Origin of the sequence: Aquihabitans sp. G128 (assembly GCF_019048865.1) — a bacterium.
Lineage (GTDB): Bacteria > Actinomycetota > Acidimicrobiia > Acidimicrobiales > Iamiaceae > Aquihabitans.
The window spans coordinates 113,240-128,787 of record NZ_CP077604.1; the positions used below are offsets into that span (position 1 = coordinate 113,240).

Here is a 15,548-nt window from a genome sequence, read left to right on the forward strand (position 1 = left end):
CCGACGTGGCAGGTGTCGTTCTGGTCCGAAGTGGGCAGGTGAGTGGCCGCATGACCGGGCCCTCCGCACTGCCAGCCGTCCCCGGCCTCACCGACGCTGCGGTCCTGCCGCCGCGGCGGGACCACCACCGGTGGTCCGTGCGGCGGGCCGGGGTCGAGCTGGTGCTGCACGTCGCCCGGGAGCGCTTCGCCTCCGGGCGGGCCCGCCGGGCGGCCGAGGAGCGCCTCGCCGCCCTGCTGCCGCTGGCCGACGCGCCGGGCCTGGACCCGGTGGTCGATGGCGGCATCGAGTCCGGTGAGCTCTGGTGGCTCACCCCGGTCGCCACCCGCGAACCGGACCGCGGGCCGCTGGCGCTCGACCTGGTCCTGCAGGCGACCGTCGACCTCGCGGCCGGCCTGGCGCGGCTCCACGGTGCCGGGCTGGTGGCCGGTGACGTCTCGCCGGAGGCGGTGGTGCCGACCGCCGACGGTGCCCGCCTCGCGCTGAGCCCGGTCCCGGTGGCGCCGCCGGTCCCGTCCGGTGGGGGAGCGGCGCCGCTCCACGTGCCGCCGGAGGTGCTCGAAGGGCGGCCGTGGACGGCGGCCGGCGACGTGTGGGCCCTGGCCGCCACCGCGTTCACGTTGCTCGAGGGCCAGGCGCCCTACCAGCGCGAGGCCGAGCAGGGGGCGGCCGAGGTCCTGCTCGCCGTGACCCTCGGCAGCCGGCCCCGCTTCCACCGGGCCGACGTCGGCGAGCCGCTGCGGCGGGTGATCGAGCGGGGCCTCGACACCGACCCGGGCCGGCGACCCACGGCCTCGGCGTTCGGCGCCGCGCTGGTGGCGGCCACCGGCGCCCCCCCCTGGGCGATCGCCTCGACACCGTCGCTCCCGGCGTCGCCACGACCGGGTCCGGACCCGAGCCCGAGGCCGACGACGACGCAGTGGTCGGCCGGCCGCTCGGGTCGGCCTACGTGCTGCTCGAGCCCATCGGCCGGGGCGGCATGGGCCGGGTGTGGCGAGGCGTGCGCCGGGCCGACGGCAGCGCGGTCGCCGTGAAGGTGCTGCGCCCGGAGCTGGCCGACGACCCGGAGCAGGTGTCGCGCTTCCTGACCGAGCGCACGGCGCTCCGGTCGGTGGTGGACCCGCACGTGGTCCGGGTCCACGACCTGGTGGTCGAGGGAGCGGTGCTCGCCATCGTCATGGACCTGGTGGTGGGTGACGACCTCCGCGCCGTGCTGCGGCGAGAGGGCCGGCTGGCCCCGGGCGAGGCGCTCCCGCTGCTGGCCGGCATCGCCCGGGGGCTCGAAGCGGTGCACGCGGCGGGGATCGTCCACCGCGACGTGAAGCCCGAGAACGTCCTGGTCCCCGCTACACCGGATCCCGCCGCACCCGGCGCGCCGGTCCGCCTGACCGACTTCGGCATCGCCCGGGTGGTCGACGGCGCCCACCTGACCCGGGCCACCCAGCTGGTCGGCACCCCCGACTACGTGGCGCCCGAGCTGGCGGCGGGCCGCCAGCCGTCCCCGGCCGCGGACGTGTACGCCCTCGGCATCGTGGCCTACGAGCTGCTCGTGGGCCGCCGGCCGTTCGTGGGCAGCAACCCGGCTGCCGTGCTCCGGGGCCACCTCGAGCTCGCGCCCCAACGGCCCCCGGACCTCGACGAGGACGTGTGGGACGTCGTCGAGCGGTGCCTGGCCAAGACGCCCGATCGCCGGCCCACGGCGGCCGCCCTGGCCCACCGCTTCGGCGTGCTCGCACCCACCGTCGCCGGCCACGCCCGGCTGGCACCGCTGCCCGACGTCGCACCGGCCTCGGCGGCGGTCGGTGCCTGGGCCACCGACGCCCCGGTCGAGGCGCCAGCGGTGCCCGCCGCCCTCGCGGTGGCCCTGCCCGGCAGCGACGAGGGCGCGGGGGACGAGCGCCTCGACACCCGCGCCGGCGTGCCGCTGGCCGAGCCGCCGGCACCCGAGGCCGACGAGCGGGCCCGCTGGCCCTGGGTCAGCGCCTTGGCCCTCGCCGCGCTCGTGGTGCTGGGCGTCGGCTGGTTCACCGCCCGGCGCGACACGTCCTCGTCGGCGGACCAGGGCCCGACGGCCACGACCACCACCGCCAAGGCGGCGGTGCAGCGGCCCTTCGCCCTGGCGATCGCCGTCGAGCGCCGCAAGGAGGGTGGCCTGGTGGTCCAGGTCCCCCCGACGCTGAGCCAGCCCCGCTTCGCCGAGAGCAACGCCATGCAGGTCCAGTACGGGCCGGAGGACGCCTCGAAGGACGACCCGACGATCGTCCGCCTCGACGGGCGGCGCGGCAGCGGCACCGACAGCCCCGACGGCCTGGCCCTCGGCACGATCACCAAGGAGGGCTCCGACATCATCGACACCATCACCCTGCCCGACGCCCCGAAGACGTCGTGCGTGTTCGTGTTCGTCTACCTGACCGGCCCCGATCCCAAGCCGTCCGAGCAGGGCTTCGACGGCAAGCCCCCCACCCGCTGCGCAAAGGCTCCCGCATGACCGACCCGTCCCACCCCGAACCCGCCCAGGCCGAGTGGTTCGCCGAGCGAGCGTCCCGGCTCGAGGCCAACATCGGCCAGGTCCTGCGGGGCAAGGCCGACGTGATCCGCCTGGCCCTGGTCGCCCTGCTGAGCGAGGGCCACCTGCTGGTGGAAGACGTGCCCGGCGTGGGCAAGACGACGCTGGCCCGGGCCATCGCCACCTCGGTCGACGCCACGTGGCACCGCATCCAGTTCACCCCGGACCTGCTGCCGTCGGACATCACCGGCGTGTCGATCTGGGACCAGGAGCGGCGGGCGTTCGAGTTCCGCCCCGGTCCCGTCTTCGCCAACGTGGTGGTGGCCGACGAGATCAACCGGGCATCGCCCAAGACCCAGTCGGCCTTGCTCGAGGTCATGGAGGAGCGCCAGGTGTCGGTGGAGGGCACCGCCCGCCCGGTGCCGCGCCCGTTCCTCGTGGTGGCCACCCAGAACCCCATCGACCTCGACGGCACCTACCGCCTGCCCGAGGCCCAGCTCGACCGGTTCCTGCTGCGGGTGTCGGTGGGGTACCCGTCGGTCGAGGAGGAGGCGGCGATCCTCGACCAGCGCGCCGCCACCGGGCAGCCGGCCATCCGCCCGGTGCTGGGCATCGAGGACCTGCGCACGATGATCGACCTGGCTGCCCGGGTGCACGTGGCGCCGGCCGTCAGCCAGTACGTGGTGGCCATCGCCTCGGCGTCGCGCCAGGTGCCGGACGTGCGGCTGGGCGCCAGCCCGCGGGCCAGCCTGGCGCTGCTGCGGGCGGCCCAGGCCCACGCCCTGCTCGACGGGCGCAGCTACGTCGTGCCCCACGACGTCAAGGCCCTGGCCGGGCCGGTGCTGGCCCACCGCCTGGTGCTCGCCGCCGAAGCGGAGGTCGAGGGCCGCCGCAGCGACGAGGTGCTCGCCGGCATCGTCGCCTCGGTGCCCACGCCGAGCGGCCGATGACCGAGGCCAGCGACCGCGGCCTCCGGCTGACCGGCCCGGGCCTGGCCCTGGTCGGCGGGAGCGTCGTGGTGGGGGTGGCCGGCTGGGCGTTCGGCCTGCCCGAGCTGGTCTTGCCGGCGGTCGCCGGGCTGGTCGCGGTGGCGATCGCCCTGCTGTGGGTCAGCCTGCCGCTGGGCGTGGCCGTCGAGCGGCGGTTCCGGCCCGAGCGGGTGACCGTCGACGCCCCGGCGGCCAGCTTGCTGTCGTTCGCCAACCTCGGCCGCCTGCCCGTGCCCGGGCTCCAGGCCGTCGACCGGGTGGGCGACCGGCCGCTGCGCATGGCGGTGCCGTCCGTCGGCCCCGGCGCCCGCTCGTCGGTCCGCACCCTGCTGCCCACCGATCGGCGGGGGCGCCTCGAGCTCGGCCCGGTGCGCGTGGAGCGCGTCGACCCGCTGGGCCTGGTCAACCGCTGGCGGGCCGTCGGCGCCGAGGGGGTGCTCTGGGTCCGGCCGCGCGTGCACCTCGCCGACCCGCTCGCCACCGGCGTGGTGGTCGACCTGGAGGGCCCGATCACCGACAACGCCACCGAGGGGACGCTGACCTTCTCGGGGCTGCGCGAGTACGTCGCCGGCGACGATCTGCGCCGCATCCACTGGCCGACCACGGCCCGCACCGGGACGATGATGGTGCGCACCCACGTCGACACCAGCCAGCCCCGGGCCACCCTCGTCCTGGACACCCGGCCGTCGAGCTGGGACGCCACCCGGTTCGAGCACGGCATCGAGGTGGTGGCCTCGGCCGCTGCGGCCTTCCGCCGCATCGGCCACGGCGTCTCGCTCACCATCGCCGGTGAGCAGCGGGGCGAGGCGGTGCGCCTCGGCGCGCGAGGCGACCTCGACCGGTTGGCCCTCGCCTCGCTCGGCCGCGACCGGCCGGCGGACCTGTTCGGCGCCGTGGAGCGGGCCGAGGGCGGGGGTGCACTCGTGGTGGTCACCGGCGACCCGTCTCCCCGGCTGGCCTCGAGCCTCGCTGCGCAGCGGCGCCGGCACTCGCCGGTCGTGTTGATCCGCGTGCTCCCCGGGGCGGCGCCGCGCTCGCAGCGCACCGGCGGCATCGTCGAGGTGGTCGCGCCGGATGCGGTGCGCGCCGTGGCGGCCTGGAACCGCGAGGTGCGCCGGTGAGCGTGCTCGCCCGCCTGGCTCGCGCGGCGCTCGCCCTGGCGGTCCTGGCGGCAGCGGCGCCGGCCCTCGCCCACGTGTACGGGCCGGGCTGGCTGGTCCCGGTGGCCGGCGCTGCCCTGGCCTCGGTGCTGGTGGACCTGGTGGTGCGGCTCGCCGTCGAGCGCCGCCCGGCGGTCGTCCTGGTGCCGGTCCACCTCCTGGGCGCGCTCCTCTGGACCAGCGCGGCGGTGCGCCCCGGGCTCGACGGCGCCACCGCGGTCGGCGGGGCCACCGACGGCGTAGCCCGCCTGCTCACCGCCATCCCGCCGGTCGATGCCCGGGGCCCGGAGCTGGGCCTGGCGGTGCTGGTGGCCTGGATCGCCGGGGCGCTGACCGCTGCGGCGTGCGCTCGTCCCCGTCCCACCCTGCTCGCCGCCGTGCCCGTGCTGGCGGTGTTCGCCGCCGCGCTGGTGCTGGGCGACCCGCGCGCCGTGCTGGGCGACGGCGTTGCGCTGGCGCTGGTGGCCGCTGTCGGCGCGGTCCTGCTCGTCGGCCAGGCGGCGCCTCGTGGCGGTGCCGGGCTGGTCCGACCGGTCGGGGCCGTGGCGGTCGTCGCGGTCGCCGGGCTCGCGGCGCTGGCGCTCGGCCCCACGGTGGCCGACGTGGGCGACCGGGACCGGATCGACGTGCGCGAGCGGGTGCAGCCGCCGGTGGACGTGGCGCTGGCGGAGAACCCGCTCGACGCCGTGCCCACCCGGCGCAGCGCCGAGCGCCCGCCCACGCGCTTCACGGCTCGCGTGGACCTGCCGGCGGGAGCGGGCGACACCCTGCGCTGGCACGTGGCCGTGCTCGACCGGGTGGGCCCCCAGGGCTGGACGCGGAGCGAGGCGGCGTTCCAGCGCGCAGGCCGCTCCCTCGGGCCGGTCCCCGCCGACCAGGCCGAGGACCGGGCGATCGCCCGCCTCGACGTGCGGCTCGGCGAGCCGGTGCCCGGCCTGCCGCTGCTGCCGACGCCCGACCGCCCGATCTCGGCGTCGCCGTCGGGCCTCGCGTTCGACGCCCGCTCCGGGGAGCTGGCCGTCCCCACGGGCGTCGATCGGCCGGCTCGGGTGCAGCTGCAGGTCGCCCTGCCGACCACCTCGGCCGCCGAGCTGGCCTCGGCGCAGCCGGTCCGGCGGGCCGTGCCGACCGGCCTCCCGCCGGCGGTGCTGGCTCGGGCCCAGCGGGCGGCGGGCACCAGCCCGAGCGGCTTCGACCGGCTGGCGGCCATCCGTCGCTCGCTGCGCGACGACCGGTCGCTGCGCCTCGACCCCTCGCTGGTGGCCAGCACCGCGAACTCCGAGGTCGCGCGCCTGCTCGGTCCGGCGGGCAAGGAGCCGCGCACGGCGAACCAGGCCCAGCTGGCCGCCACCTTCGCCCAGCTGGCCCGGGCCCAGGGCTTCGACGCCCGCCTCGCGGTGGGCTACGTCACCCCGGTGGCCGCCGGGCGCAGCACCATCCGCGCCACCGGCGCGCAGCTCTCGGTGTGGCCCGAGGTCCGCTTCGCCGGCCTCGGGTGGGTGCCGTTCACCATCTCGGCCCCTCGGGGCGGCGGCACCGAGGCCACCGCGCCGGACCCCACCGAGGCCGGCACGTCGGCGGCCGACCAGGCCGCCGACCAGCGGGCCGACGCCGCCGAGGCCGAGCGCCGCGAGCCGGCGACGCCTCGCACCCGGCCCGACCGGCGGGGCGGCACCGACGGCGGGAGCACCTCGCCCTGGCCCGTGGTCGGCGCTCTCGTCGCCCTGGCGCTCGTGGCCGCGCTGGCCTGGGCCCCGATCGCTCGCTGGCGACGACGCCGCACCCGACGGCGCGGTGACGGCCGGATCCAGGTCCTGGGGGCGTGGGACGAGGCCCTCGACCAGCTCCGCGAGGCCGGGGTGGTGGTGGCCGCCGACCTGACCCGCCCGGACGTCGTGGCGGTGGTCGCCGCCACGGGCCAGGAAGCTGAAGCGGTGGCCGAGCTGAACTGGCTCGCTGCGCGGTGCGACCAGCTCGGCTTCGCCGGCGGTGCGGCGACGGCCACCGCCGAGGAGGTCGGCCGGGCCTGGCGGGCCGTCGGCGTCGTCGCCCGCTCGGCCCGCTCGTCGCGCTCCCGGCCCGAGCGAGCCCGGGCCTTCGCCACGCCGCCCCGGCGCCTGCGCACCGCCGTCGAGGCCCCGCGCCGGCACGGCCGGCGCCTGGCCCACGGGTAGGGTCCCCCGTCGTGGAAGGCTTGCGACCGCTCGGCGTGGGGGAGCTGCTCGATGCAGCGATCCGGATCTACAAGAGCCGAGCCAAGACGCTCCTGCTCTCGGTGGCCGTGCCCCTGGTGCCGGTCCTGATCTTCACCGCCCTCATCCAGTGGTCCAGCCAGTCGAGCCTCACGGTCGACCCCACCACCGGCAACCCGAACTTCGACGGCGGCGACGCGGCGCTCCAGCTGGTGGGCACCCTGGTGGCCGCCTTCGCCTCCATCGTGGCCAGCTCGATCGCCACCGCGGCGTGCTTCCGCTCCATCAGCGGGGCGTACGTGGGCGACGACCCGAGCTGGAAGGAGAGCCTGCGCTTCGGCCTGTCGCGCTTCTGGAGCGTGCTCGGTCTCACCATCCTCACGGGCCTGGCCACGGCGCTGGGCCTCATCGCCTGCCTCGTGGGCGTCCTGTGGCCGCTGGCGTTCTTCGCGGTGGCCATGCCGGCGCTGCTCGTCGAGGGACTGGGCGCGGGCGAGGCCATGGGCCGCTCCCGGGCCCTGGTGCGGGGCATGGGCTGGCGCACCCTGGGCGTCGTGCTGCTCGGCCTCGTGCTCAGCTTCGCCTTCCAGGCGGTCGTGTCGGCTCCGCTCGTGCTGGTGCTCTTCGCCGACGCCGGCCCGGCGGTCCAGTCCGTCCTCCAGGCCGCCACCTCGATCGTGTCGAGCATCATCGTGACGCCGTTCAGCGCTGCGCTGACCATGGCCCTCTACGTCGACCTCCGGGTCCGCAAGGAGGGCTTCGACCTCGCCCTCTGGGCCCAGCGCCTGGGCGACGCCCCCACCGATGGGTTCCCCCGCCAGCCGGGTGCACCCGACGGCTCCTTCGCGCCGCCGCCTGCTTGGGGCCCCGGGTGGGGACCGCAGCCGGGCTACCCGCCCCAGGGCTACGGGCCCCAGGGCTACGGGCCCCAGGGCTACGGGCCCCAGGGCTACGGGCCCCAGGGGTACGAGCCGGCCGGCGGCTACGCCCCGCACGACTACTACGGACCGGGAGGGGCGCCGGTCGCCGCCGCGCCGAGCCAGCTCCCGCCCCCGCCTCCGCCTCCCGGGGCGGCGCCGCCACCGCCCGCCGAGCCGCCCGGCACCGGCTGGGCGCCGCCCACCGGCGATGGCCCCGGCGATCGCTGACCACCCCTCCCGCCGACGGGTCCGCCGGCTGGCGGGCGCCCTGCTGGTGCTCTCGTGCCTGCTGGGCGGGGGCGCCTCCGCGGCGGGCGCGCAGGACCGCTCGCTGACCGGTCCGGAGGCCGCCGCCCTGGCCCGCGACGCCGCGACCGACGACGGCGCGCTCCAGGACCTGCGCGCCGTGCGCGAGGTCGACGGCCGCCCCGTGGACCTGGCGGCAGCCACCGCCGGGCTCGGGTCGCAGCGGGCGCCGCGGCTGCGGGCCCTGGCGGCCGAGCTCGACGGGAGCGCCGGGGGGCCCGACCACGACGGCCGCGGCGGCACGGCCGGGGCCCGGCGCACGGCCCGCCAGGTCCTCGATGACGACAAGTACCACCAGCGCGAGCTGCCCAAGCCGTTCCGCGGACCGCTCCGCTGGCTCGCCGATCGCCTCCGACCGGTGGGCCGGTTCCTGGACCGGCTGGTGCAGCCCATCCTCGACCTGCCGGGAGGTCCGGCGATCCTCGTCGCGCTGTTCGTGGGCGCCGGCGCGGCGCTGACCGCCTTCCTCGTCTCCCGCCGCAGCCGCGCGGCGGTGTCCCGATCCGGTCGGGCCCGGTTGGTGGATCCCACGCTCGACCCGGTGGACCTCGAGCGCCGGGCCGACGCTGCCGAGGCGGCGGGCGACCTCGCGGCGGCCCTGCGGTGGCGCCACCTCGCCGGGCTCCTGCGCCTGGCCCGCGCCGATCGCCTGGTCCTGCGGCCCGACACCACCGCGGCGGGCGCGGCCCGCCAGGTCGACCTGCCCGCCATGGACCGCCTCACCGCCGACTTCGAGGAGATCGTCTACGGCGGCCGCGAGGCCACCTCGGCCGACCTGGCCGCCGCCCGGGCCGGGTGGTCCGAGGTCCTGGGCCGTCGGCCGGCGGAGCCGGTCCGGTGACCGCTCCCGTCGAGGAGCTGGAGCCGACCGAGCCGGCCGAGCCGGTCGAGCCGGTCGACCCGGGCGTGTCGACCGCGGTGGGCCCGGACCGGTTCGCACGGTGGTGGCGCAGCCTCGGTCGCGGGCAGCGGGTGGCGGCCGTCGTCGTGGCCGGGGTCGTGCTGCTCAACCTGGCCCTCGCCGGCGGGCAGTCGCTGGTGGGCAGCGAGCCGGGCGGGCCGGCGTCCTCGGCGTTCTCCACGGGAGCGAAGGGCCTCGAGGGCTACGCCGACCTCCTGCGTGCCGAGGGCCACCCGGTCGTCCGCCTCCAGCAGCGCCCCACCGCGGCCGACCTGCCGCCGGAGGCCACCGTCGTCCTGGCCGACCCTGCCGGCTTGAGCGCCACCTCGGACCGGCGCCTCGCCGACTTCGTGGCTGCCGGCGGCCGGCTGGTGGCCACCGGGGAGGACGCCGCGCCGCTGGTGGCCGCCCTGACCGGGACCGACCTGGGGTGGCGAGAGGACGACCCCGTCGACGCGCTCGCCGTTTGGCTCACCGTCGACGGCACCGGCGCCGCGCAGCGGATCGGCGGCGACGACGGCGGCCGCTGGACCGACGTCGGCCCCCTCGTGCCGGCCGCCGGCGCCGACGGCCGCGCCGCCCTCGTGGTCGGCGACGTGGGGCAGGGTCGGGTCCTCGCCCTGGCCGACACGCGCCCGCTGCAGAACGCCTCGCTGGCCCGGGACGACAACGCCGCCCTCGCCCTCGCCCTGGCGGGCCCCACCGGCCGGCGCGTGGTGTTCGTCGACGCCGGGGCCGGCTCCGACGGCCGCGGGCTGGCCGCCGTCCCCGTGGCCTGGAAGTGGGTGGCCGGCCTGCTCGCCGCCGCCCTGCTGGTGGGGATCTGGTCGGCGGGCGCTCGCTTCGGGCCACCCGAGCCCCAGCAGCGCGAGCTCCGCCCGCCCCGCAAGGACCACGTCGACGCCGTCGCCGCCGACCTCGACCGGGTCACGCCCCGCCCCCTCGACCTCGCCGCGGCCCTGGCCGAGGGCGAGGCCGCCGCTGCGCACCAGCGCGTCCTGCACCGACGCCCGCCATCCGCCCCCGACTCCCCAGGAGCCACACCGTGACCGATCCCGCCGTCCCCGCCGCCCGCCCCGACGGCCCGCCGCAGGGCGTGCTCAGCGACCTGCGGGCCCGGCTCCACACCGAGGTCGAGAAGGTGGTCGTCGGGCAGCCCGAGGCGATCGACTCGCTGCTGGTGGCCCTCGCCGTCGGTGGCCACGCGCTGCTCGAAGGCGTGCCGGGGGTGGCCAAGACGCTGCTGGCCTCGACCTTCGCCCAGGCGCTCGGCCTCGAGTTCCGCCGGGCCCAGTTCACGCCGGACCTGCTGCCCTCCGACCTCACCGGCACCATGACCCTGCGCGACCGCGAGCTGGTGTTCCGGCCCGGGCCGGTGTTCACCAACGTGCTGCTGGCCGACGAGATCAACCGCACCCCGCCGAAGACCCAGGCCGCCCTCCTCGAGGCCATGCAGGAGGGGCAGGTGACCATCGACGGCGAGGGCCACCCGCTGCCGCAGCCGTTCCTGGTGGTCGCCACCCAGAACCCCATCGAGTACGAGGGCACGTACCCGCTGCCCGAGGCCCAGCTCGACCGGTTCCTGGTGAAGGTCCTCGTCGACTACCCGACCGAGGCCCAGGAGCGGGCCCTGCTGGGCCTGGCCCGGCGCGGCCTGAAGCCCACCGGGAGCGAGCACGTCCAGCGGGTGGTCGGCGCCGACGACGTGCGGGCCGCCCGGGCCGAGGTGGACGCCACCGCCGTCACGGAGGAGGTCGCGGCCTACGTCACCTCGCTGGTGCGCGCCACCCGCTCGCTGCCCAGCGTGGCGGTCGGCGCCAGCCCGCGGGCCGGCGTCCACCTGCTCGTCGCCGCCAAGGCCTCGGCGCGGCTCTGGGGCCGCCACTACGTGATCCCCGACGACGTGATCCGCGTCGCCCCCGCCGTGCTCCGCCACCGGCTGGTCCTGCGCCCCGAGGCCGAGCTCGAGCGCCTCACCCCCGACGCCGCGGTGGCCAACGCCATCGCCGCCACCCCGGTGCCCCGCTGAGCGTGCACCGGTGAGCCCGTCCGGTCGCGTGGTCGCGCTGGTGGCCGCAGCGGCGATCAGCGCGTTCTGGGTGCCGCCGCTCGTCGCGGTGCTGCTGGTCGCTGCGGTGGTCGCGGCCTTCCTCGGCGACGCCTGGACCGTGCACCGGCCCCCTGAGGTCGCCCGGCGCGTCCCCGCCGAGGTGGCGCGCGGCGCGACGAACGCCTTCTCCGTCAGCGTCGCGCCCCGGCCCGGCACCCGGGTCGAGGTGCGCCAGCCCCAGACGGCCGACGTGCGCTTCGATCCCGCCGAGGCCGCGGGCGACCTGTCCGGCACGCTCCTGGCCACGCGCCGGGGCGCCCACGAGCTGGGCCCCGTCGTCACCCGGGCCACGGGCCCCCTGCGGCTGGCCCGCTGGACGCACCGCCACGGCGGCACGGTGACGGTGACGGCCCACGCCGACCTGCCCGGGGCGCGGCGGCTGGCCGCCGCGGTCCGGGCGGGCACGTTCCGCGACCCGGGGCTGCGCCGAGGGCCGCTGGGCCTCGGCACCGACTTCGAGGCGGTCCGCGACTACACGCCCGACGACGACATCCGCCGCATGAACTGGCTGGCGTCCGAGCGCGGGCCGGCCGATGGTCAACCAGTACCGGGAGGACACCGAGCGCGACGTGTGGTGCCTGGTCGACGCCGGCCGCCTCCTGTCGGCGCCGGTGGGCGACCGCACCCGCCTCGATGCCGCCCTGGATGCGCTGGCCGCCGTGGCTGCGGTGGCCGACGTGGTGGGGGACCGGGTGGGGGCGGTGGTCTTCGACCGCGAGGTCACGCGCGTCGTGCGCCCCCGCCGCGCCAGCGCGGCCGGCCTGGTGCGCTCGCTCGACGACCTCGAGCCGCTCGTGGTCGACAGCGACTACGACGCCGCCTTCGGTCGGGTGGGCCAGGCCAAGCGCTCGCTGGTGGTGGTGTTCACCGACGTGCTCGACGGCGCGGCGTCGGCCCCGCTCCTCGACGCCCTGCCGGTGCTCTGTCGCCGCCACGCCGTGGTGGTGGCCGGGGTCATCGACCCCGACCTGGTCGACGCGGTGACCGCCGAGCCGACCTCGACGCGGGACCTCCACGCCGCCTCCGTCGCCGCCGACCTCCTGGCCGAGCGCGACGCCGTCCGGGCCCGGCTCACCGCCGCCGGCGCCGTCGTGGTCGACGCCCCGGTGGACCACCTCGCGTCCATTTGCGTCGCCGCCTACCTCCGCCTCAAGTCCCGGGCTCGCCTGTAGCGGCGGGCCGTCCCCGCCAGAGGACCAGGGCCCAGTAGGCGGCGCCGAGGGAGGAGCCCACCGCCAGGGCGGCGGGCAGCGAGAGCCCGCGTGGCGTGACGAAGCCCTCGACGAGGCCGCACGGGACCAGCAGGAACGCCGAGCCGAGCGCCAGCTCCACCCCCGCCCGGCCCTCGACGGCCAGCGCCTCCACCCGGGTGCGGTGGCCGGGGTGGACGAGCGCCCAGCCGGTGCGGAGGCCGGCGGCTCCGGAGACGACGATGAGCGAGAGCTCGAGCACGCCGTGGGGGACGACCAGGCGCCAGAGCGAGTCGCCGTTGCCGCCCTGCACGGCGATGCCCGCCACCAGGCCGAGCACGAGGCCGTTGAACGCCAGGCTGGCGATGGTGAGCACGCCGGCGGACAGGCCGCCGGCGAACGCCACCAGCGCCACCCTCGCGTTGTTCGTGAAGATCTGGGCGGAGAAGCCGGTGTTGACCGTGGGATCGGTGACCTTCTGCGTGTCGGGGTCCCGAGGGCCGTCGTCGGACAGGCCGCGGGTGAGCGGCGACACCTCGGCCACCCGGGCCGCGCCGGCCGGATCCGCGTTCGACCAGACGCCGATGAGCAGCGCCGGACCGAACAGGGTGAGGGCGGCGACGAGCAGGAAGACCGGGCGCTCGCGCACGCGGCGCCAGTAGCCGGTGGTGGCGAACTCGGCCACGGAGGTGCGCGTGGTGACCGAGCCGTAGACGAGCGGCCGGGCCTGGCGGACCAGGAGGTCGAGCCGGTCGGTGACCGGATCGCCGGGGAAGCGCCGTCGGGCCTGGGCGAGGTCGGCGACGGCCTCGCGGTAGCGCCGACCGAGCCGGCGGACCGAGGCGGGGTCCAGCCGGTCGATGCGCCCGTCGGCCGCCGCCACGAGCGCCGCCAGGTCGTCCCACACCGGGGTGCGACCCTGGACGAAGGCTGGCAGCGGTTGGGGCACCGGGGCTCCGGGGGAGGGGACGAGAGGGAGGCCGTCTAGCGTCGAACGGGTGGAGCTCGACGACCGACTGACCTTGCCCAGCGCCGAGGGTATCGACCTCGACCTGGTGCTGGCCGGCATCGGCTCGCGCGGCGCCGCCTTCCTGCTCGACCTGCTGCTGCAGTTCGTGCTGCTCCTCCTCCTGGGCCTGGCGGGCGCTGCGTTCGACGGCCTCGGCCTGGCCTTCCTCGCCATCGGCTCGTTCCTGGTGCTGCTCGGCTACCCGATCGTGCTCGAGGCGTTCGCGTCGGGGCAGACCCTCGGCAAGCGGGCCCTGCGCATCGCGGTGGTCGCGTCCGACGGCACCCCGGTGCGGTTCCTCGGCGCCGTCATCCGCAACGTCGTCCGGCCCGTCGACGCGCTGCCCGGCGTGTACCTCGTGGGCCTGGTGTCGATCCTGGCGACGAAGCGGGCCCAGCGCGTCGGCGACCTGGCGGCCGGCACGCTCGTGGTGCACACCGCCCGCAAGCAGGTGGCCGCCGGCCAGCTCGACGGCTTCGCCTCCGGTTCGGGCCACCCCGCGCTGCCGCCCGAGGCGGCCGGGTGGGACGTGAGCACCGTGACCCAGGAGGAGCTGGCGGCGGTGCGCTCGTTCCTGGCCCGCCGGCACCAGCTCGATCCCGTGCACCGCGCCAACCTGGCGCAGGCCCTGGCGTTCCAGCTGCTGCCCAAGGTCGCCGGGGTGCCGCTCGACGGCGGGCCCGAGGCGTTCCTCGACCGGGTGGCGGCGGCCAAGGCCGGCCGCTAGGACGCTCCACCTGACGGCTCGTCAACTTTGACCCACACGCGCGTTCGTTTCCCGCTACGGTGACGCCCGTCACTCGACTCAGGGGGTCTGGATGTCGCAGTACAGGGGTTCGCGTGCCGGGCGGCGCGCTTCGGTCCTGGTGGTCATGGCGTTGTCGATCTCGATCGCCGGCGCGGCGTGCACCCGCTCCGACGGGGAGGTCGAGACGGGCGCTCCGTCGACCACCGCGGCGGGCGGGACGGCCACCACGGCGGCGGGAGGCGGCGGCGACCTCGGTCCCGGCGACTTCGGCAGCCTGAAGGAGGTCTGCGGTCCCGGCGACGCCAAGGGCGCCACCGACCAGGGCGTCACCGACGACAGCATCGAGGTCGGCACGATCTCCGACGCCGGCTTCGTCGGTCGTCCCGGGCTGAACCAGGAGATGTTCGACGCCGCCAAGGTGTTCTCCGAGTGGTGCAACGCCGCCGGCGGCATCAACGGCCGCGAGATCAAGGTCGACGAGCTCGACGCCAAGCTCACCGAGTACAAGCAGCGCATCACCGAGGGCTGCCAGAAGGACTTCTTCCTCGTCGGCGGCGGCGGCGTGTTCGACAACACCGGCCAGGACGAGCGGCTCAAGTGCCTGCTGCCCGAGGTGCCCGCCTACCAGGTGACCCCGGAGGCCCGGGGCGCCGAGCTGGCCGTCGCCCCGCTCCCGAGCGCCCTCGACGAGGTGCCCGTCGGCGTCTACCAGTACCTCGGGAAGAAGTTCCCGGACGCCACCGACCACGTCGGCTTCCTCACCGGCAACGTGCCGGCCACGGTGGTCACCGACAAGCAGAACCAGGAGGGCGTGAAGTCCCTGGGCTGGAAGGTGGCCTACCAGGCCCAGTACAACTCGCTCGGCGAGTCGAGCTGGACGCCGTTCGCCCAGGCCTTCAAGAGCAAGAAGCTCAAGGGCGTCGTCTACACCGGTGAGCCCGAGAACGCCGCCAAGCTGCTCCAGGCCATCGACGACATCGGCTACAAGCTCGACTTCTTCGTGGTGGGCGCCAACCACCTGGACCAGAACTTCATCGACGTGGGCGGCAGCGCCATCCACGACGTGTACATGGCCTCGGCCGTGGTGCCGCCCTTCGAGCAGGACCAGAACCCGGCCACGAAGCAGTACCACGACCTGTTCGCCAAGTACGCCCCGAAGGGCAAGGTCGACGCCCTCCTCGGCGTCAACTCCTTCTCGGCCTTCCTGCTCTTCGCCACCGCAGCGAAGGAATGCGGCTCCGACGTCACGCGGAAGTGCGTCTACGACAACCTGGCCAAGGTCAAGGAGTGGGACGGCGGCGGGCTCCACGCCGTCACCGATCCCAGCTCGGGCAAGGCGTCGCGCTGCCTCATCGTGGTCGAGGGCACGCCGGACGGCTTCGAGGTCCCCAAGGACTACGAGCTGACCGACGGCCTCTTCCGCTGCGACGACAGCAGCGTCGTGGGGCTCAAGGGCGACTACGGCAAGGGCGCCAAGCTCTCCGACGTCGGCAAGAGCCTCGACGACCTGGACTGAC

The 15,548-nt window shown here is 76.7% G+C and carries 13 protein-coding genes; 12 read left to right on the forward strand and 1 reads right to left on the reverse strand.

Going from position 1 to position 15,548, the window contains the following annotated elements; all coding sequences use genetic code 11:
• Positions 1 to 50: 50 nt before the first annotated feature.
• The 10 genes from KSP35_RS00530 to KSP35_RS00575 all read left to right on the forward strand — a co-directional run bounded on the left by KSP35_RS00530 (position 51) and on the right by KSP35_RS00575 (position 12,256).
• Complete coding sequence (locus tag KSP35_RS00530; RefSeq protein ID WP_216998309.1) at positions 51 to 1,034, forward strand: hypothetical protein; 984 nt, start codon at positions 51 to 53, stop codon at positions 1,032 to 1,034.
• Positions 950 to 2,488 (forward strand): serine/threonine-protein kinase, encoded by a 1,539-nt coding sequence (locus KSP35_RS00535; RefSeq protein ID WP_216998310.1) that lies wholly within the window; start codon positions 950 to 952, stop codon positions 2,486 to 2,488. Before KSP35_RS00530 ends, KSP35_RS00535 begins: the two co-directional genes overlap by 85 nt.
• On the forward strand, positions 2,485 to 3,456 hold the full coding sequence (locus tag KSP35_RS00540; RefSeq protein ID WP_216998311.1) for a MoxR family ATPase: 972 nt from the start codon (positions 2,485 to 2,487) through the stop codon (positions 3,454 to 3,456). The genes KSP35_RS00535 and KSP35_RS00540 overlap by 4 nt, the downstream gene beginning before the upstream one ends.
• On the forward strand, positions 3,453 to 4,616 hold the full coding sequence (locus KSP35_RS00545; protein ID WP_216998312.1) for a DUF58 domain-containing protein: 1,164 nt from the start codon (positions 3,453 to 3,455) through the stop codon (positions 4,614 to 4,616). The genes KSP35_RS00540 and KSP35_RS00545 overlap by 4 nt, the downstream gene beginning before the upstream one ends.
• Positions 4,613 to 6,829: a transglutaminase domain-containing protein gene (locus KSP35_RS00550; RefSeq protein WP_216998313.1), complete on the forward strand. Its 2,217-nt coding sequence runs from the start codon at positions 4,613 to 4,615 to the stop codon at positions 6,827 to 6,829. Before KSP35_RS00545 ends, KSP35_RS00550 begins: the two co-directional genes overlap by 4 nt.
• 11 nt (positions 6,830 to 6,840) lie before the next feature.
• Entirely contained in the window at positions 6,841 to 7,995 is a 1,155-nt protein-coding gene (locus KSP35_RS00555; protein ID WP_216998314.1) for a hypothetical protein, read from the forward strand.
• Complete coding sequence (locus KSP35_RS00560; protein WP_216998315.1) at positions 7,976 to 8,914, forward strand: DUF4129 domain-containing protein; 939 nt, start codon at positions 7,976 to 7,978, stop codon at positions 8,912 to 8,914. Before KSP35_RS00555 ends, KSP35_RS00560 begins: the two co-directional genes overlap by 20 nt.
• Positions 8,911 to 10,023, forward strand: a complete 1,113-nt coding sequence (locus KSP35_RS00565; protein WP_216998316.1) for a DUF4350 domain-containing protein — start codon at positions 8,911 to 8,913, stop codon at positions 10,021 to 10,023. Before KSP35_RS00560 ends, KSP35_RS00565 begins: the two co-directional genes overlap by 4 nt.
• Complete coding sequence (locus tag KSP35_RS00570) at positions 10,020 to 11,003, forward strand: MoxR family ATPase (RefSeq protein ID WP_216998317.1); 984 nt, start codon at positions 10,020 to 10,022, stop codon at positions 11,001 to 11,003. Before KSP35_RS00565 ends, KSP35_RS00570 begins: the two co-directional genes overlap by 4 nt.
• Before the next feature lie 614 nt (positions 11,004 to 11,617).
• Positions 11,618 to 12,256 carry a hypothetical protein gene (locus tag KSP35_RS00575; protein ID WP_216998318.1) on the forward strand — a complete coding sequence of 213 codons (639 nt, stop codon included), beginning with the start codon at positions 11,618 to 11,620 and terminating at the stop codon, positions 12,254 to 12,256.
• Here the strand turns inward: KSP35_RS00575 and KSP35_RS00580 are convergent.
• A complete protein-coding gene (locus KSP35_RS00580; RefSeq protein ID WP_216998319.1) occupies positions 12,234 to 13,223 on the reverse strand; it encodes a stage II sporulation protein M in 990 nt (329 codons plus the stop codon). The two genes, KSP35_RS00575 and KSP35_RS00580, sit on opposite strands and share 23 nt — an antisense overlap.
• Before the next feature lie 49 nt (positions 13,224 to 13,272).
• Here KSP35_RS00580 and KSP35_RS00585 point away from each other — a divergent pair, with 49 nt between their 5' ends.
• Positions 13,273 to 14,010, forward strand: a complete 738-nt coding sequence (locus KSP35_RS00585; protein ID WP_216998320.1) for an RDD family protein — start codon at positions 13,273 to 13,275, stop codon at positions 14,008 to 14,010.
• A gap of 145 nt (positions 14,011 to 14,155) precedes the next feature.
• Positions 14,156 to 15,547 carry an ABC transporter substrate-binding protein gene (locus tag KSP35_RS00590; protein ID WP_216998321.1) on the forward strand — a complete coding sequence of 464 codons (1,392 nt, stop codon included), beginning with the start codon at positions 14,156 to 14,158 and terminating at the stop codon, positions 15,545 to 15,547.
• The last annotated feature ends 1 nt before the right edge of the window (position 15,548 follow it).